This is a genomic window from Micromonospora sp. NPDC047134 (genome assembly GCF_040643455.1).
Classification (GTDB): Bacteria; Actinomycetota; Actinomycetes; order Mycobacteriales; family Micromonosporaceae; genus Micromonospora.
Window position 1 is genome coordinate 1 of the sequence record NZ_JBEYUI010000042.1, and the last position, 16,896, is coordinate 16,896.

The window sequence follows — 16,896 nt, forward strand, 5'->3', positions numbered from 1 at the left end:
GTTGATCATGAGGTTGGCGGCAGTTGTCGATCTCCACGATGCCGCCAACCTCATGATCAACGGGGCGAATCAGGGGGTGGGGGGTTAGGGGGTGGGTGGGGTGCGGGTTCGGTAGGTGTGGTGGGTGGTGAAGCCTAGTTTGCGGTAGAGGGTTACTGCGGGGGTGTTGTGTTGCTCTACCTGGAGGAAGGCTTGGGTTGCGCCTGCGGCTTGGGCCCAGCGGCCCAGGGCTCGGGTCAGGGCGGTGGCGTGGCCTTGGCCGCGGGCGGGGGATAGTACCTCGATCAACGAGAGGCCCAGCCAGCGGCCCTGCCCGGTCACGGTGCCTCGGCCGACGGCCACCAGGGCTCCGTCGACGTACGCGTGGGCGAAGCGGACCTGGTCCACGGCGGTGAGTACGTGCCGGCCGGCCTCCGGTAGGCCGCCCTTGCGGCTGGCCGCCACCGCCAGCCACTGCTCGGAGGGCTCGTCGGCAAGCTCGATCACGGCCGCCGACACCGCCCCACCCGGCTTCGACGACGCCGCGCCCAGGCCGGCCCCGCGCGACGCCGCGCCCAGGCCGGCCTCAGGTGGCATCGCGTCCAGGTCGGTCTCGGGGGGTGTGGTCAGGAGGGGTAGGGCTACGGTCTGCACCAGGACGGTCGGGCGGCTGCCCCAGCCGCGTAGGTCTAGTTCGGCGCCGACCGGGGCGGCCAGGGGCAGGGGAGTGGTGACCAGCGGCGGCTGCCCCCGGGCGGCGTACCAGCGCTCTACCTCGTTCAGCGCGGCCGGCAAGGGGCGGTCCGGGTCGCCCACCGGCAGGGCGGAGTTGGCGCGGCCGGTCCAGCCGTCGGCGGCCCGTAGCAGCCAGTCACCGAGTCGTACGCGGACCGGTGCGGGCCAGGCCTCGTCGGCGGCGAGTTCTAGTTCGATCACGGCGTCGGCGGCCGGACGTCGGGCCGGGGGTACCCGCTTGGCCCGGTGCACTTCGGTGATCGGAACCCGGACCTGTCCGGTACGGGTGGTGAGGGTGAGGTGGGAATCGGACACCTCGACCAGTTCACCGAGCGCATCGGAGTAAACCGGACGACCGGCGCGGGTGCCGACGACACGCCGGACCACGATCCGGTGTCCTAAATCCTGCTCTCCGAGCACGATCGACCTCCTCCCCGACGAGATACTAGGCTCTTAGCGTCGCGGGTGATCGCGGCGTGTCTTGCGGAGGAGAAGACCGGTGACCTACATCATCGCCGAGCCGTGCGTGGATGTGCTCGACAAGGCATGCATCGAGGAATGCCCGGTCGACTGCATTTACGAGGGCAACCGGATGCTCTACATCCACCCCGACGAGTGCGTCGACTGTGGTGCCTGTGAGCCTGTCTGCCCGGTAGAGGCGATCTTCTACGAGGACGACGTTCCGGAGCAGTGGAAGGACTACACCGGCGCCAACTACGAGTTCTTCGAGGACCTGGGTTCCCCCGGGGGCGCCTCGAAGATCGGCAAGGTGGAGAAGGACGCCACCTTCGTCGCCGCGCAGCCGCCGCGCGGCGAGGGGCACTGAGCCGGCCCGCGCCGGTCTCGTCACGGCTTCCCGACTTCACCTGGGACACCCTGGACGCCGCGGCCGTGCTGGCCGCGGCGCACCCGGACGGGTTGATCAACCTGTCCATGGGTACGCCGGTCGACCCGGTACCAGAGGTGATCCAGCGGGCGCTGGCCGACGCGGCCGACGCTCCGGGTTACCCGTTGACGGCCGGCACGGTCGCGCTGCGGGAGGCGATCGCCGCCTGGGTCGCCCGGTCCTGCGGAGCCGGGGTGGACGGGCTCGGTGTGCTGCCCACGGTCGGCTCCAAGGAGCTGGTGGCCTGGTTGCCCACCCTGCTGGGGCTGGGGCCGGGCGACGTCGTGGTGGTGCCCTCGGTCGCCTACCCCACCTACGAGGACGGGGCGCGGCTGGCGGGGGCCACCACGGTACGCGCGGATTCCCTGACCGCGGTCGGGCCGACCTCCCGGGTGGGCCTGGTCTGGGTGAACTCGCCGAGTAACCCGACCGGCCGGGTGCTGCCCGCCGGCCACCTGCGCAAGGTGGTCGACTGGGCGCGGGAGCGTGGCGCGGTGGTTGCCAGCGACGAGTGCTACCTGCCCCTGGGGTGGACGGCGCAACCGGTGTCGGTGCTGTCCCCGGAGGTCTGCGGCGGCTCGTACGACTCGGTCCTGGCGGTGCACTCGCTGTCCAAGCGGTCCAACCTCGCCGGCTACCGGGCGGGCTTCGTGGCGGGTGACCCGGCCCTGGTGGCGGAGCTGCTGAAGGTCCGCAAGCACGCGGGCATGATCGTGCCGGCGCCGGTGCAGGCGGCGATGGTGGCCGCCCTGGGTGACGAGCAGCACGCCGACGAGCAGCGGGAGCGTTACCGGGCCCGCCGCGACATCCTGTGGGCGGCCTTCACGAAGGCCGGGTTCCGGGTGGAGCACTCCGAGGCGGGGCTCTATCTCTGGCTGACCCGGGACGAGGACTGTTGGGACACGGTCGACTGGCTGGCCCGCCGGGGCATCCTGGTCGCCGCCGGTGTCTTCTACGGCCCGGGTGCCCGCCGGTACGTCCGGGCGGCTCTGACGGAGTCCGACGAGCGGATCGCTGCGGTGGCCGCCCGTCTCGCCGAGGTCTGACCCGGGACGCCGAGGTACGCGATGGTGGTCGGCAGACAGGCGCGGCCCCGGGTGGCCGTGCTCGGCACCGGTCTGATCGGCGGTTCGGTGCTGCTGCGACTGCACGCCGCCGGGCTGGACGTGATCGGCTGGGATCCGGACGAGGCGACCCGCCGGCAGGCCCGGGCTCTCGGCGTACCCACTGCTGACCTGTTGGTCGAGGCGGTGGCCGACCGGGAGGTGGTCTTTCTCGGCGGGCCGTTGCCCACCCTGCCGGCGACCCTGGTTGAGGTGGTCGCGGCGACCGGCGAGGACTGCCTGCTCACCGATGTCGGCAGCACCAAGGGGCAGGTGGCCGCGTTCGCCACGGCGCAGGGGCTGACGCACCGGTTCGTACCCGGTCATCCGATGGCGGGCAGCGACCGGGCCGGTCTGTCGGCCGCCGTGCCGGACCTGTTCGCCGGTGCGGCCTGGGTGCTCTGCCCGGCCGCCGAGGGGCTTGCCGGGTTCCGTCGGCTGGTGGCCCTGATCACGGAGGTCTTCGCCGCCCGGGTGGTGCCGATGGCGGCGGATCGGCACGACGCCGTGGTCGCCCTCGCCTCCCACGTGCCCCATCTGCTCGCCGGGGCGTTGGCGGGGGCGGCCGAGCGGTCCCCGCTGCGCGACGCCGTACTCACCCTGGCCGCGGGTAGTTTCCGGGACGGTACCCGGGTGGCCGGCACCCCGCCGCAGCGGACGACGAACATGTTGCGCGGCAACCGCGACGAGGTGCTGGCGGCGCTGGCCGGGGTGCGGGGATATCTCGACGAGCTGGCCGAGGCCCTGCGCGCGGACGATCCCGACCTGCTCACCGCCCGGTACGCCGAGGCCGCAACGGCCCGTGGGAGTTTGGCCGATCGGCCGTACGCCGAGCAGGACCGGTCGTTTCCGGTCGCGGGCGTACCCGCCGAGGAGGTGGCCTGGTTGTGTGCCCTGGGTGCGGCCGGTGGGCATCTCAGCGGCTGCCGGGTGGACGACGAGGTGGTGACCTACCGGACCCACCGCCCCGCCTCCGCCTGAGCATCGGTGGGCGTGCGGCCCGCCCCGCCGTTAGGGTTAGGTCATGGTGGACGGACCGGTGGTGACGGTACGCGGCGAGGCCTACCGCGAGGTCGACCCGGAGATCGCCCGATTCGCGGTCACCGCCCTGGCCCGGGACCGCGACCGGGAGGTCGTGCTGACCCGGCTGGCCGAGCGGGCCGCCGCGATCCGGGTGCTGCTGGACGCGGCCGAGTCGTCGATCGACCGCCGGGAGACCGGTGACCTGCGGGTCCGGCCGGAGACCCGACGCTCCGGCGAGCGGGTGGTGGCCTGGCACGGTTCCGTGGTGACCACGGTGACGGTCACCGACTTCACCGCCCTCGGTGAGCTGATGCTGCGCCTGGCCGACCAGGATCAGGTCGAGGTGGCCGGCCCCTGGTGGTCGCTGCGCCCGGACAGCCCGACCTACCGCCAGGCCCGCCACGACGCGCTCACCGACGCCATGCAACGGGCCCGGGAGTACGCGGAGGCCCTCGGTGCCCAGGTCACCGACCTGATCGAACTCGCCGACGAGGGTGGCACCGTGCAGCCCCAGATGATGCGGATGGCCTTCGACACCGGGGAGTCCGCCGGTGGCACCGCGCAACTGGACTTCGACCCCCAGCCCCAGGGGGTGCACGCCGCCGTACGGGCGCAGTTCCACATCACCCGGCCGGTCCTGTCCTGATGTCCCCCGCCGAGGTGTTGGCCGTCGAGGATCTGGTGGCGCGGGCCGGCAGGCTGGCCGACGCCGGTCCTCGGCAACTGCTCGGCATCACCGGTGCCCCCGGCGTCGGCAAGTCCACCCTGGCCGCTCAGGTGGTCGCGGCCCTCGGCCCGGTGGCCCGGCTGGTGTCGATGGACGGCTTCCACCTGGCCCAGGCCGAGCTCGACCGGCTGGGCCGGGCCTCGCGCAAGGGTGCCATCGACACCTTCGACGCCAACGGGTACGTCTCCCTGCTGCGTCGGCTAAGACGCAAGGAGCCGACCTCCGTCTGGGCGCCCGAGTTTCGCCGTGAGCTGGAGGAACCGGTAGCCGGGGCGATCGAGGTGCCGCCGGAGGTCCGGCTGGTGGTGACCGAGGGCAACTACCTGCTGGTGCCGCAGCCGCCCTGGGACGAGCTGCGGTCGTTGCTGCACGAGGCGTGGTTCCTCGATCTGGACACCGAGTTGCGGCACCGCCGACTGATCGCTCGGCATGTCGCGTACGGACGCTCGCCGGAGCAGGCCCAGGACTGGGCGCTGGGCAGCGACGAGGTCAACGCCGCCCTGGTGGCCGGCACCGCCGACCGGGCCGACCTGGTGGTACGCCTGGCCGAGCCACCACCGGAATGAGGTGAGCCCCGGGCGGTCAGCCGATCTGGCGTATCGGCCGGGCGGGATTTCCGACGGCCACCACGTTCGCCGGCAGGTCCCGGGTCACCACGGCACCGGCACCGATGACCGTGTTCTCACCGATGGTCACTCCGGCCAGGACGATCGCCCCGCCCCCCAGCCACACGTTGTCCCCGATGGTGATCGGCTGGGCCGCCTCCCACTTGGCCCGGCGCTGCTCCGGCTCGACCGGATGGGTCGGGGTGAGCAGATGGACGTTCGGGCCCACCTGCACGTCGGCCCCGAGGGTGATCGGTGCCGGGTCCAGGAAGACCGACTGGAAGTTGACGAAGCTGCGCGGCCCGATCCGGATGTTGTAGCCGTAGTCGCAGTGGAACGGTGGGCGGATCGAGGTCTGGTCGCCGAGGTCTCCGAGCAGGTCGCGGAGCACGGCCAGGCGGGCTTCGCGCTGGTCGGCGGGGGCGGAGTTGAACCGTTCCAGTAGCCGTAGGGCGTGCAGGTGCTCGGCGATGAGTTCCGGGTCGTCGGCGAGGTACGCCTCACCGGCGAGCATCCGCTCCTTCATGGATCTCATCTGCTGATCGTGACCCTCCCGGAGACCCTGAGTACTCAACTTCGTCGAATTCTTGACTCCCCATTGCATACTCAGTATGCAACTCTAGTGGTGTCGATGTACTCACATCGATAGACGCTCACAGAAGGAGGATCAGTTGCAACAAAGGAGCAAACTGACCGCCATCGGCCTGGGGATGGTCCTGGTGCTCGGCGTGCCGGGCGCCGCCTCGGCCACCCCCTCCGGGCCGGCCGCACCGCAGTCCCCCCAGGTCACCGCCCGTCCGGCCGTGCCCGGCCAGTCGACCGTCACCCTGATCACCGGTGACCGGGTGACCGTCACCGAGGCCGGGGCGACGAGCGTACGCCCGGCCGAGGGTCGGTCCGGCATCCGCTTCATCACCCAGCGTCAGCGGGACCACCTCTGGGTGATCCCGCAGGACGCCCTGCCGTTGGTTCGCGAGGGCCGGGTCGACCGGCGGCTGTTCGACGTGACCGGGCTGATCGCGGCCGGCTACGACGACGCCCGGCGGGACAACCTGCCCCTGCTGATGACTTACCAGCAAGGGGCGGCCCGGCGCAGCGCGGCACCCGAGGGGGTGACCGTCACCCGCGACCTGGCCGCCATCGGCGGGGTCGCGGCCACCGCCGACAAGCGGGAGATCACCGCGCTCTGGACGAGTCTCGCCGGTGGCCCGGCCGCTCGGCTCGACAATGCGGGGGGTGTCGAGCGGATCTGGCTCGACGGCAAGCGGCAGCTGACCCTGGAGCACAGCGTGCCGCAGATCGGTGCCCCCGCCGCCCACCAGGCCGGTTACACCGGCCAGGGGGTCCGGGTGGCGGTGCTGGACACCGGTGTCGACGCCGCCCACCCCGACCTGGTCGGGCGGGTCGCCGAGGCGCAGAACTTCAGCGAGGAGGAGAACCCGGGCGACATCGTGGGGCACGGCACCCATGTGGCGGCGACCATCGCCGGCAGCGGGGCGGCCTCCGGCGGCCGTAACCGTGGCGTGGCCCCGGACGCCACCCTGCTGTCCGGCAAGGTCTGTGAGGAGTACGGCTGCACGGATTCGGCCATCCTGGCCGGCATGCACTGGGCGGCGGTCGACCAGCAGGCCGATGTGATCAACATCAGCCTGGGTGGGTCGGACACCCCCGAGATCGACCCCCTGGAGGAGGCGGTCAACACCCTGACCGAGCAGACCGGCGCCCTCTTCGTGATCTCGGCCGGTAACAGTGGCCGGGCCGGCACCGTGGGCTCCCCGGCCAGCGCGGAGGCCGCACTGGCCGTCGGCGCGGTGGACCGCGACGACGAACTCGCCTACTTCTCCAGCCAGGGCCCGCGCGTCGGTGACGACGGGCTGAAGCCGGAGATCACCGCACCCGGGGTGGACATCGTCGCGGCCCGGGGCGCGGGCACCGAACTCGGCGAGCCGGTCGGGGAGCACTACGTCACGCTCTCCGGCACCTCGATGTCCGCACCGCACGTCGCCGGGGCGGCGGCCCTACTGGCCCAGCAGCGGGGCGACGCGACCGCGGCACAGCTCAAGGCCCTGCTCATGGCCTCGGCCCAGCCGCACCCGGACCTGACCGCGTACCAGCAGGGAGCCGGCCGGGTCGACGTGGCGCGGGCGATCAGCCAGTACGTGGTCAGCGAACCGGCGAGCGTCTCGCTCGGTCGTACCATCTGGCCGCACGACGACGACGAGCCGGTCACCCGGGAGCTGAGCTGGCGAAACACCGGCGGTACGGCGATCACCCTGGACCTCACCGTGCAGGCCACCGGCCCCGGCGGGCAGTCGGCCCCGGACGGCATGTTCTCGCTCAGCACCCAGCAGGTCGTGGTGCCGGCCGGCGGTACGGCCTCGGTCACCGTCACGGCCGACACCAGCATCGACAGCCCGGACGGCCACTACACCGGCCGGGTGCTCGCCCGCTCCGGCGACACGGTGGTGACCACCCCGCTCGCGATCAACAAGGAGGTGGAGAGCTACGACGTGACCCTGCGGCACCTGGGTCGCGACGGTGCCGTGGCAAGCGATCACTTCACCTTCCTGCTCGGGCTGGCGAACTTCGACGAGTTCGTCGCGTACGACCCGTCGGGTACCTCGGAGCTCCGGGTGCCCAAGGGCCGGTACGGGCTCGTCAGCTACCTGTTCGACGAAGCGGACGAACAGGTGACGATGCTGGCCGGGCCGGAGTTGGAGGTGAAGCGGGACACCTCGGTGACCATCGACGGGCGCAAGGCGGGCGCGGTACGACTCACCGTGCCGGATCGTTCGGCTAAATCGGCGCTGGCCGTGGCCGACGCGACCTTCCTGCTCGGCGACCTCGGCGCAGCCGGCTTCGGTGCGCTCGGCGAAAACTTCGACGGTATCGCCATCGGGCAGCTCGGCCGACCGGTGCCGGCGGACCGTTTCGTCAGTTCGGTGTCGAGTCAGTTCACCGACTGGGAGGCGGCCAACAGCACCTACTTCTACGGGCTGGGCGAGTCCTTCCCGGGCCGGCTGCCCAACGGGGTGACCAAGCACTACCGCTACAGCGACCTGGCCAAGGTCACCCATCGGTTCCAGGGTGGCTATTCCGGGGCGCTGGCCGAGCGGGCCGTTTACCCGGTGTTCGAGCCCGACCTGGGCGGCTGGGCTGCCGTGGCGAGGGTCGCGGTGCCGGGTCAGCGGGTCGAGTACTACAACACCAAGAAGGTCCGCTGGTTCGGCGAGGTGGCGTTCGGTACTCCGGTGGAGGACCAGCCGTGGCTGGACCTGGTGGCCGCCTTCTGGTCGGAGCCGACGGCGTACCGGGCCGGTCGGCACTACCAGGAGACCTGGAACGCGGCACCCTACGGGCCCTCGTTCTCGACCCCGCGGTGGCCGGATGACGGCGTGACCCGCCAGGGTGACGTGATCGGGTTGGCGCTGGGGTTGCACAACGATGCGGCGGGTCACGTCGGTGGCACGCTGATCGATGCCGGGCACACCGCGCTGTATCGCAACGGCAAGCTGGTCGGGGAGAGCAAGGAGGCCGGCTGGGGGCAGTTCGAGGTGCCACCCGGTACGGCGAACTACCGGCTGGAGACCTCGGCCAAGCGCAGCTTCACCGACCTGAGCACCGAGGTCGGCGCCGTGTGGACCTTCCGGTCCGGACATGTCCGGGGTGACAAGTACGCGCGACTGCCGGTCAGTGTGGTCCGGTTCGCGCCCCCGCTGGACGCGCACAACTCCGCACCGGCCAACCGGGCCTTCGTCATCCCGGTCCAGGTGCAGCGTCAGGCGGATGCCCCGAAGGGGCGGACCACCTCGCTGACCGTCGAGGTCTCCTACAACGGTGGGAAGACCTGGCAGAAGGCGAAGGTGGTCAAGACCGGCAGTAGCTGGCAGGCCATGGTGAAGCACCCCCGGGGTGCCGACCACGTGTCCCTGCGGGCCACCGCCCAGGACAGCACCGGCAGCACGGTGACCCAGCGGATCATCCAGGCGTACCGCCTGCGGTGAACCGCGCGGTGGGCCCGGCGCCACAGCGCCGGGCCCACCGGATAGGCGTTCGTTAAGAGGGGCCCCTTCCTATACGCGAGGCGTTAGGAAGGGGCCCCTCCTTACACCTCAGTCGTTGGCGTGCAGGGCGGCGTTGAGTTCGATGCCCCGGCCGGAACGCGGGTGGGCCTCCAGGGCGCCGGTGACGGAGTTGCGCCAGAACCGCAACCCGTCGACCCCGGAGAGTTCGCGGGCCTTGACCACCCGGCCGTCCGGCAGGGCGATCTTCGAGGCGGCGGTGATGTAGCAGCCGGCCTCGACCACGCAGTCGTCACCCAGGGAGATGCCGACCCCGGCGTTCGCCCCGATCAGGCTGCGCTCGCCGATGCTCACCCGGTCGGTGCCACCACCGGAGAGGGTGCCCATGATGGAGGCCCCGCCGCCGATGTCCGAACCGTCGCCGACCACCACGCCCTGCACGATCCGGCCCTCGACCATCGAGGTGCCCAGCGTGCCGGCGTTGAAGTTGACGAAGCCCTCGTGCATGACGGTGGTGCCGGAGGCCAGGTGCGCGCCGAGGCGGACCCGGTCGGCGTCGGCGATGCGTACCCCGGCAGGCACCACGTAGTCCGTCATCCGGGGGAACTTGTCCACCCCGTACACGGCCAGGTGGCGGCCGGCGGACCGCTCGATCACCCGCAGCTCGTCGACCCGCTCCGGAGGGCAGGGCCCGGCGGAGGTCCAGGCCACGTTGGCCAGCTTGCCGAAGATGCCGTCGAGGTTGAGCTGGTTGGGCTGCACCAGGCGGTGGGAGAGCAGGTGCAGCCGCAGGTACGCGTCGGCGGTGTCCTTGATCGGGTCGGCCAGCGAGCCGATCACGGTGACCACCTGCACGGTACGCAGACCGGGCAGGGCTCGGTCACCGAGCGCACCCGGCGGCAGGTCCAGTACGTCGGACTCGTCCTCGCCGGGCACCAGCGGCAGCTCACCCAGGCCCAGCTTGCCGGTCGGGTACCAGGTGTCGAGCACCTGGTCATCGGCGGTAACGGTGGACAGGCCGATGCCCCACGCGGAATCTGTCGACGTCACGTACTCACCTCTCGTTGCCTGCTGTGCTGGCTGCTGTTCGCGACTGCGGACCGGCAAGCTCACTTTTCCGCGCTCGGTCGCAGGTCTGCCGGGCTCGCGTCTCCCGTCGCCAGTTGTGACGGTACCGTGCGGACCATGGAGAACCCGCTCACCCCCGAGGTCCTCGCCGATCCGGTGGCGCTGACCCGTGCCCTGGTCGACATCGAGTCCGTGTCCCTCAACGAGAAGGCCATCGCCGACTGTGTCGAGCAGGTGCTGCGGGGGGTGCCGCACCTGGCCACCTACCGGCACGGCAACACCGTGATGGCCCGTACCGACCTGGGGCGCAGCTCCCGGGTGGTGTTGGCCGGGCACCTGGACACCGTCCCGCTGAACAACAACTTCCCGTCGACCACGCGTGGGGACCTGATGTACGGCTGCGGTACCTCGGACATGAAGTCCGGGGTGGCCTTCGCCCTGCACCTGGCGGTGACCCTGGCCGAGCCCCGGTACGACGTGACCTACTTCTTCTACGAGGCGGAGGAGATCGAGTCCCGGTACAACGGGCTGCACCTGGTGGCCGAGGCGCACCCGGAGTGGCTGGCGGCCGATTTCGCCCTGCTGCTGGAGCCGACCCACGGGGTGGTGGAGGCCGGTTGCCAGGGCACCATGCGGGCCACCGTGGTCACCACCGGGGTCCGGGCCCACTCGGCCCGCTCCTGGCACGGGGTGAACGCGGTACACGGCGCCGGTGAGGTGCTCCGCCGGCTCGCCGAGTACCAGGCCCGGCGGGTGACCATCGACGGGTGCGAGTACCGCGAGGGGATGAACGCGGTGCGGATCCACGGTGGGGTGGCCGGCAATGTGGTGCCGGACCGGTGCGAGATCGAGGTGAACTACCGCTTCGCTCCGGACCGTACCCCGGCCGAGGCCGAGGCCCACCTGCGTGAGGTGCTGGCCGGGTACGAGCTTCAGGTGACCGACTGCGCCCAGGGTGCCCTGCCGGGGCTGGAGGCCCCGCCCGCGCGGGAGTTCCTGGCGGCGGTGGGTGCGGCTCCGATCGGCAAGCTGGGCTGGACCGACGTGGCCCGCTTCGCGGCGCTGGGCATCCCGGCCCTCAACTTCGGTCCCGGTGACCCGAATCTGGCCCACCACCCGGACGAGCACGTCGAGATCAGCAAGATCCGCGAGGGCGCGGTGACTCTGCGTCGCTGGCTGGCCACCACCTGAGCGCCCTGACGCAGACGGCGGGTGACCGTCTGCGTCAGGCGACGGTGAGTCGGGAATCGGCGGTGGGCTCGGCGACCGGCTCGGGAGCCTTTTCGAGCAGGCGGGCGCGGCGGCGCTCGGCCACCACGTCGCGGATGCGCCGCTGCATCTGTCGCCGGAGTCGCAGTCGTTCGTTGCTCATGATCACGCGTTGTCTCCTCTCCGGAAGCCGCGCGCCGGGGGCATACCCGGTATGTGAATAGTAAGACGTCTGGCAACGCGATTTGGTTGCACAAGATCACGAAGTGTTTGCCGGGTTCAGCGGCGCTGCTCCACTACGGTTGCTCCCATGGAGCAGAGCAACATGCGCGACCCGGGACGGGAGCGGCATCGCGGCGCCGTGACGATGCGCCGGCAGGCGATTCCCAACAGCACCGCCGACCAGGGGCTGCTGGATTCGCGGGCCCGGGCCGACTGGCGGACCAGGGACTCCTGGCGGGCGCTGCGCATCCTCTCCGAGTTCGTCGAGGGCTTCGACACGCTCGCCGACCTGCCGCCGGCGGTCAGCGTCTTCGGCTCGGCCCGCAGCAAGCAGGACAGCCCGGAGTGCCAGATGGCGGAGGCGCTCGGCGCCGCACTGGCCCGGGCCGGGTACGCGGTGATCACCGGTGGTGGTCCGGGAGTGATGGAGGCGGCAAACCGGGGGGCCAGCGAGGCCGGTGGACGCTCCGTGGGCCTCGGTATCGAGCTGCCCTTCGAGCAGGGCCTCAACGAGTGGGTAGACCTGGCGATCGACTTCCGCTACTTCTTCGCCCGCAAGACCATGTTCGTCAAGTACGCCCAGGCGTTTGTGGTGCTGCCCGGCGGCTTCGGCACCCTGGACGAACTGTTCGAGGCCCTCACCCTGGTGCAGACCGGCAAGGTCACCCGATTCCCGGTGGTGCTGATGGGCGCCGCGTACTGGCAGGGGCTGCTGGACTGGCTGCGCGACACCATGGCCGCAGAGGGCAAGATCGGCCCGGTCGACCTCGACCTGATCTGTGTCACCGACGATGTGGCCGCGGCGGTGCGGCACATCGTGGAGGCCGAGGCCGCGCTCAGCACGGAGCAGGAGGCCGTACGCGAGGAAGCGGTGGCGCGTGCCGCCGCCGACCAGCACGCGGCCGCCACCGGGTCGGAGCACTGAACGAGTGGCCGCCATCTGCGTTTTCTGTGCCTCCTCCCGTACCCTCGACCAACGCTGGCTGGACCTGGCCACCGCCACCGGGGCGGAGATCGCCCGACGTGGGCACACCCTGGTCAGCGGCGGCGGCTGCGTGGGGATGATGGGCGCCCTCGTCGACGGCGCCCGGTCGGCCGGTGGTCGGACGATCGGGGTGATCCCCCAGGCGCTGGTCGACCTGGAGGTCGCCGACCTGGACTCCGACGAGTTGGTGGTCACCGACTCGATGGCCAGCCGGAAGATCGTGATGATCGAGAAGTCGGACGCCTTCCTCACCCTGCCGGGCGGGCTGGGCACCCTCGACGAGCTCTTCGAGGTCTGGACCACGGCCACCCTGGCCCTGCACCAGAAGCCGATGGTGCTGGTCGACACGGACGGCTTCTACAGCCCACTGCTGGGGTGGCTGCGGGACCTGACCGCCCAGAGCTTCCTCAAACCCGGCGGCCTCAACCTGCTGCACTTCGTCGACACCATCCCCGCCGCCCTGGACGCCCTCGAATCCCGCCTGACCTGACCCACCCCTAGTGCTACCCCACCCGAGTGCTGCTGCTCGCCGAGAGTTGCGGAGCAAGATCGCGCTCGATCCGGGATCGAGTGGCTATGAGCCTGCTGATAAGCACTTGATCCAGGATCGAGCGCGATCTTGAGCGGACAGGGCGATCGACGAGCGCCCTGTGCGGTGGTGGGACGGGGGCGAGGTTGGGCGTGGGCGGGCGTCCCGAGGCGTCTGCGGTCCTGGGGGTGGCGGCCGCTGTCGGGGTTCGGCATCGGCAACTCTCGCGGGCGGCGTGGGCGAGGGCTCTCGGAGGGTGTGGCGCGGTTAGGGGTGTCGCAGGCCCGTGATGGGATGTCGGGATGCAGGCGTACCGGCTGGTGCGTCGGCCCGCCGGGCCGACCGAGGGAGACGGGCCGACGCACGGGCACTCCCCGGCGCAGGCCCCGGCGGTCGCCGACTCGAACCCGTCAGCGCCCGCCGACCCGGAAGGGCTGGCACCCGAAAGCCCAGGGCGAGGGGCACCTACCGAACAAGAGCGGGTGGTGGCTGCTGGGGCGGGGCGGGTGCGGGATGCCGGGCAGGCGGAGGTGGTGGCGCACACCGACGGGCCGCTGCTGGTGCTCGGGGGGCCGGGCACCGGGAAGACCAGCACCCTGGTCGAGGCGGTCGCCGGTCGGGTCGCCGAGGGGGTGGATCCGGAGCGGATCCTGGTGCTCACCTTCAGCCGGCGGGGTGCCGCCGATCTGCGGCACCGCATCGAGGCGCGGATCGCCGCCGACGGGCAGCGGGTGCTGCGCGAGCCGCTGGTGCGGACCTTTCCGGCGTACGCCTTCGGGTTGTTGCGCCGGGCGGCGGCCGAGCGGGGTGAGCCCTCGCCTCGGTTGCTGACCGGGCCGGAGCAGGATCTGATCATCCGGGAGTTGCTGGACGTGGTCGGGGAGGAGCCCGGCGACGATCCGGTCGGCTGGCCGGAGGATCTGCGTCCGGCTCTGCGTACCCGGGCCTTCGCGGCCCAACTGCGTGACCTGCTGATGCGCGCGGCCGAGCGGGGAGTGGGCCCGGTGGAGCTGGCCCGGCTCGGCGAGAAGCTGGGGCGGGCGGACTGGCCGGCCGCCGCCCGGTTCCTCCGCGAGTATGTCGCCGTGCTGGCCCTGCGGGACGTGGCCAACCGGGGCTCGGTCGCGTACGACCCGGCCGAGCTGGTCCGGGCGGCCACCGGAATGCTGCGGGACGACCCGGAGTTGCTGGCCGCCGAGCGGCGTCGCCTGGCGTACGTCTATGTCGATGAGTTGGCCGACACCGACCCCGCCCAGCTCGACCTGCTGGAGACGGTGGCCGGAGGCGGCCTGCCACTGGTCGCCTTCGCCGACCCGGACTCCTCCACGTACGCCTTCCGGGGTGCCGACCCGGCCGGGGTGACGAGGTTCGCGCACCGGTTCCGGACCGCCTCCGGTGCCCCGGCCGGGCAGGTGCTGCTGACCACCAACTACCGCAGCGGGCAGCGACTGCTGGCCGCCTCCGCCCGACTGGCCCGGCGGCTACGGGGTCCGGCGGCGCATCGCCGGATGCAGCCGGTGCCGGGTACCCCGCCGGGCCGGGTGGAGATCCGTACCTTCCGGTCGGCCACCAGTGAGGCGGCCTGGTTGGCGCATGCGCTGCGCGAGGCGCACCTGCTCGGCGGGCTGCCCTGGGCGCGGATGGCGGTTCTGGTGCGGTCCACCGGCCGACAGTTGCCCACCCTGCGCCGGGCCCTGCACGCGGCCGGGGTGCCGACCGTGGTGCACGGCGAGGACCTGCCCCTGCACCTGCAACCGGCGGTGGCCCCGTTGTTGCTGCTGCTGCGGTGCGCGTTGGAGCCGGAACGGCTCGACGAGGAGGCCGCGATCGCGCTGCTGCACTCGCCGTTGGGGGGTGCCGATCCGCTGGCGGAGCGGCGGTTGCGGCAGGGCCTGCGGGCCTTGGCCCTGGCCGCCGGTGACCGTCGACCCTCCGGGGAGTTGATCGTCGAGGCGTTGCGTGATCCGGCCGAGTTGGCCGGGGTCGAGCGGCGCTGGGCCGAGCCGGCGCAGACGGTGGCCGGGCTGCTGGCGGTGGCCCGGGAGACGGCCGCGCGGCCGGGGGCCACCGTCGAGGAGGTGCTCTGGGCGGTGTGGCGGGCCAGTGGACTGGCCGAGTTGTGGTCGGCGGCGTTGACCCGGGGGCCGGCGGTCAGCGGTGAAGGGGATCTGGCCCGGCGTCGTCGGGCCGAGGCGGCCGACCGGGACCTGGACGCGGTGATGGTCCTCTTCGACGCCGCGGCCCGGTTCACCGACCGGCTGCCCGGCGCGCGTACCGAGGTCTTCCTCGACCATGTACTCGGGCAGGAGCTACCCGCCGACACCCTGGCGCCGACCGCCGACCGGGGCGACGCGGTACGGCTGCTGACCGCGCACGCCGCCAAGGGGCTGGAGTGGGACCTGGTGGCCGTCGCCGGGGTGCAGGAAGGGGTCTGGCCGGACCTGCGGCTGCGCGGCAGCCTGCTCGGCTCGGAACGACTGGTGGACGTGTTGGCCGGCCGGGCTGACGGCGCGGGCACGGTGGCCACCCTGGTCGGGCAGACCTCCGCCCTGCTCGACGAGGAGCGGCGGCTGTTCCATGTCGCGGTGACCCGGGCCCGACGCCGCCTGCTGGTCAGCGCGGTCGCCTCGGCCTCGGTCGGCGGCGACGACCATGACGAACAACCCAGCCGCTTCCTCTACGAACTCGGCCCCGGCGATACCCCCACCGACGAGGCGTCCAACAGCGAGGCGGGCGACAACGGGACGTCCGACAGCGAGGCGGGCGGGCCGCGGACCTTGCCGGTCAGCCGGCCGCCCCGGGCGCTCACCCTGCCCGCCCTGGTGGCGGAGTTGCGTACCGCGCTGGTCGATCCGGTCGCGCCGCTGGCCCGGCGGCGGGCGGCGGCGGCCGAGTTGGCTCGGCTGGGTGCCGCCGGGGTGTCCGGGGCGCATCCCGACGACTGGTGGGGGCTGCGGTCCCTCTCCGACGACCGGCCGTTGGTCGAGGAGGGGGAGCCGGTCCGGGTCACGCCCTCGGGGATGGAGAGCGCGCTGCGGTGCAGCCTGCGGTGGCTGCTGGAGCGGCACGGCGGCAGCAGCCCGGCCAGTGCCGCGCAGGGGGTGGGCAACCTGGTGCACGCGGCGGCGATGCTCGCCGAGGATGCCCGGGCCGACCGCAGTGCCCTGCTGGACTATGTCGCCGCCCGGTTCGACGCGATCGAGTTGGCGGCCCGCTGGATGGTGGGGCCGGAGCGGGCCCGCGCCGAGGCGATGGTCGACAAGTTGCTGCGGTGGCTGGCCGCCAACCCGCGTCGGCTGCTCGCCATCGAGCACGAGTTCGCGGTCCGCCTGGACGATCCGCAGCGGCCGGTCGATCTGGTCGGCCGGGTAGATCGGCTGGAGGTGGACGAGGCCGGACGGCTGGTGGTGATCGACCTAAAGACCGGCAAGTCGACCACCGTCACCGAACGCGAGGTGAGCGAGCATCCGCAGCTCGGCGCGTACCAGGCGGCGGTGGAGGCCGGGGCCTTCGCCGAGTTCGGCGACGAGCCGGGCGGGGCGGCCCTGGTGCAACTGGGCACCGGTACCCGGGATGCCCGGGAGCAGGCCCAACCGCCGGCCACGGACGGCCCGGAGGCCGGTTGGGCCACCGCCCTGGTCCGCCGTACCGCCGATACGATGGCCGCGTCCACCTTCGCCGCGGTCGCCAACTCGAAGTGTCGGGTCTGCCCGGTGCGCACCAGTTGCCCGGTCTCCGGGCAGGGGCGGCAGGTGGTCGAGCCGCCGACCGTGCGTCGTCCCGAGGGCGAGGAGTGAGCGTGC

At 72.2% G+C, this 16,896-nt stretch carries 14 protein-coding genes; 10 read left to right on the plus strand and 4 right to left on the minus strand.

Annotated features, from left to right (window positions below; all coding sequences use genetic code 11):
• Positions 1–84 precede the first annotated feature (84 nt).
• Positions 85–1,134 carry a GNAT family N-acetyltransferase gene (locus ABZ795_RS27870; RefSeq protein ID WP_357532505.1) on the minus strand — a complete coding sequence of 350 codons (1,050 nt, stop codon included), beginning with the start codon at positions 1,132–1,134 and terminating at the stop codon, positions 85–87.
• Between the two features lie 79 nt (positions 1,135–1,213).
• Here ABZ795_RS27870 and fdxA point away from each other — a divergent pair, with 79 nt between their 5' ends.
• From fdxA to ABZ795_RS27895, 5 genes are read left to right on the plus strand one after another with little or no spacing between them, the layout of a single operon-like run.
• Positions 1,214–1,540, plus strand: a complete 327-nt coding sequence (gene fdxA, locus ABZ795_RS27875) for a ferredoxin (RefSeq protein ID WP_007464872.1) — start codon at positions 1,214–1,216, stop codon at positions 1,538–1,540.
• A complete protein-coding gene (dapC, locus tag ABZ795_RS27880; RefSeq protein WP_357532520.1) occupies positions 1,537–2,646 on the plus strand; it encodes a succinyldiaminopimelate transaminase in 1,110 nt (369 codons plus the stop codon). Before fdxA ends, dapC begins: the two co-directional genes overlap by 4 nt.
• 21 nt (positions 2,647–2,667) lie before the next feature.
• A complete protein-coding gene (locus ABZ795_RS27885) occupies positions 2,668–3,684 on the plus strand; it encodes a prephenate dehydrogenase/arogenate dehydrogenase family protein (RefSeq protein ID WP_357532506.1) in 1,017 nt (338 codons plus the stop codon).
• Between the two features lie 43 nt (positions 3,685–3,727).
• The gene (locus tag ABZ795_RS27890) at positions 3,728–4,372 is read left to right on the plus strand and encodes an SIMPL domain-containing protein (protein ID WP_357532507.1); all 645 of its coding nucleotides are present in this window, start codon (positions 3,728–3,730) and stop codon (positions 4,370–4,372) included.
• Positions 4,372–5,019: a nucleoside/nucleotide kinase family protein gene (locus ABZ795_RS27895; RefSeq protein WP_357532508.1), complete on the plus strand. Its 648-nt coding sequence runs from the start codon at positions 4,372–4,374 to the stop codon at positions 5,017–5,019. Before ABZ795_RS27890 ends, ABZ795_RS27895 begins: the two co-directional genes overlap by 1 nt.
• Before the next feature lie 16 nt (positions 5,020–5,035).
• Here the strand turns inward: ABZ795_RS27895 and ABZ795_RS27900 are convergent, their stop codons facing one another.
• On the minus strand, positions 5,036–5,593 hold the full coding sequence (locus tag ABZ795_RS27900) for a sugar O-acetyltransferase (RefSeq protein WP_357532509.1): 558 nt from the start codon (positions 5,591–5,593) through the stop codon (positions 5,036–5,038).
• 136 nt (positions 5,594–5,729) lie between these two features.
• On the opposite strand from ABZ795_RS27900, the gene ABZ795_RS27905 reads away from it, so the two are divergent.
• Positions 5,730–9,062, plus strand: a complete 3,333-nt coding sequence (locus tag ABZ795_RS27905; protein ID WP_357532510.1) for a S8 family serine peptidase — start codon at positions 5,730–5,732, stop codon at positions 9,060–9,062.
• A gap of 108 nt (positions 9,063–9,170) precedes the next feature.
• Here ABZ795_RS27905 and dapD read toward each other — a convergent pair whose 3' ends face one another.
• Positions 9,171–10,130 carry a 2,3,4,5-tetrahydropyridine-2,6-dicarboxylate N-succinyltransferase gene (gene dapD / locus ABZ795_RS27910; protein ID WP_357532511.1) on the minus strand — a complete coding sequence of 320 codons (960 nt, stop codon included), beginning with the start codon at positions 10,128–10,130 and terminating at the stop codon, positions 9,171–9,173.
• 135 nt (positions 10,131–10,265) lie between these two features.
• On the opposite strand from dapD, the gene dapE reads away from it, so the two are divergent.
• Positions 10,266–11,339 carry a succinyl-diaminopimelate desuccinylase gene (dapE, locus tag ABZ795_RS27915; RefSeq protein WP_327024182.1) on the plus strand — a complete coding sequence of 358 codons (1,074 nt, stop codon included), beginning with the start codon at positions 10,266–10,268 and terminating at the stop codon, positions 11,337–11,339.
• A 34-nt stretch (positions 11,340–11,373) separates the two neighbouring features.
• Here the strand turns inward: dapE and ABZ795_RS27920 are convergent, their stop codons facing one another.
• Positions 11,374–11,520: a hypothetical protein gene (locus ABZ795_RS27920; RefSeq protein ID WP_327024183.1), complete on the minus strand. Its 147-nt coding sequence runs from the start codon at positions 11,518–11,520 to the stop codon at positions 11,374–11,376.
• A gap of 147 nt (positions 11,521–11,667) precedes the next feature.
• Between ABZ795_RS27920 and ABZ795_RS27925 the strand changes: the two genes are divergently transcribed.
• The 3 genes from ABZ795_RS27925 (at position 11,668) to ABZ795_RS27935 (ending at position 16,890) form a co-directional block, all read left to right on the plus strand.
• A complete protein-coding gene (locus tag ABZ795_RS27925; protein ID WP_357532512.1) occupies positions 11,668–12,504 on the plus strand; it encodes a TIGR00730 family Rossman fold protein in 837 nt (278 codons plus the stop codon).
• Between the two features lie 4 nt (positions 12,505–12,508).
• Positions 12,509–13,054, plus strand: a complete 546-nt coding sequence (locus ABZ795_RS27930) for a TIGR00730 family Rossman fold protein (RefSeq protein ID WP_327024185.1) — start codon at positions 12,509–12,511, stop codon at positions 13,052–13,054.
• A gap of 341 nt (positions 13,055–13,395) precedes the next feature.
• Entirely contained in the window at positions 13,396–16,890 is a 3,495-nt protein-coding gene (locus ABZ795_RS27935) for a PD-(D/E)XK nuclease family protein (RefSeq protein WP_357532513.1), read from the plus strand.
• Positions 16,891–16,896 lie beyond the last annotated feature (6 nt).

Coding starts and splice junctions, on each gene's coding strand:
- ABZ795_RS27885 (WP_357532506.1), top strand. CDS start 2,668: ATGGTGGTCGGCAGACAGGCGCGGCCCCGGGTGGCCGTGCTCGGCACC.
- ABZ795_RS27890 (WP_357532507.1), top strand. CDS start 3,728: ATGGTGGACGGACCGGTGGTGACGGTACGCGGCGAGGCCTACCGCGAG.
- ABZ795_RS27895 (WP_357532508.1), top strand. CDS start 4,372: ATGTCCCCCGCCGAGGTGTTGGCCGTCGAGGATCTGGTGGCGCGGGCC.
- ABZ795_RS27900 (WP_357532509.1), bottom strand. CDS start 5,593: ATGAGATCCATGAAGGAGCGGATGCTCGCCGGTGAGGCGTACCTCGCC.
- dapE (WP_327024182.1), top strand. CDS start 10,266: ATGGAGAACCCGCTCACCCCCGAGGTCCTCGCCGATCCGGTGGCGCTG.
- ABZ795_RS27920 (WP_327024183.1), bottom strand. CDS start 11,520: ATGAGCAACGAACGACTGCGACTCCGGCGACAGATGCAGCGGCGCATC.
- ABZ795_RS27925 (WP_357532512.1), top strand. CDS start 11,668: ATGGAGCAGAGCAACATGCGCGACCCGGGACGGGAGCGGCATCGCGGC.
- ABZ795_RS27935 (WP_357532513.1), top strand. CDS start 13,396: ATGCAGGCGTACCGGCTGGTGCGTCGGCCCGCCGGGCCGACCGAGGGA.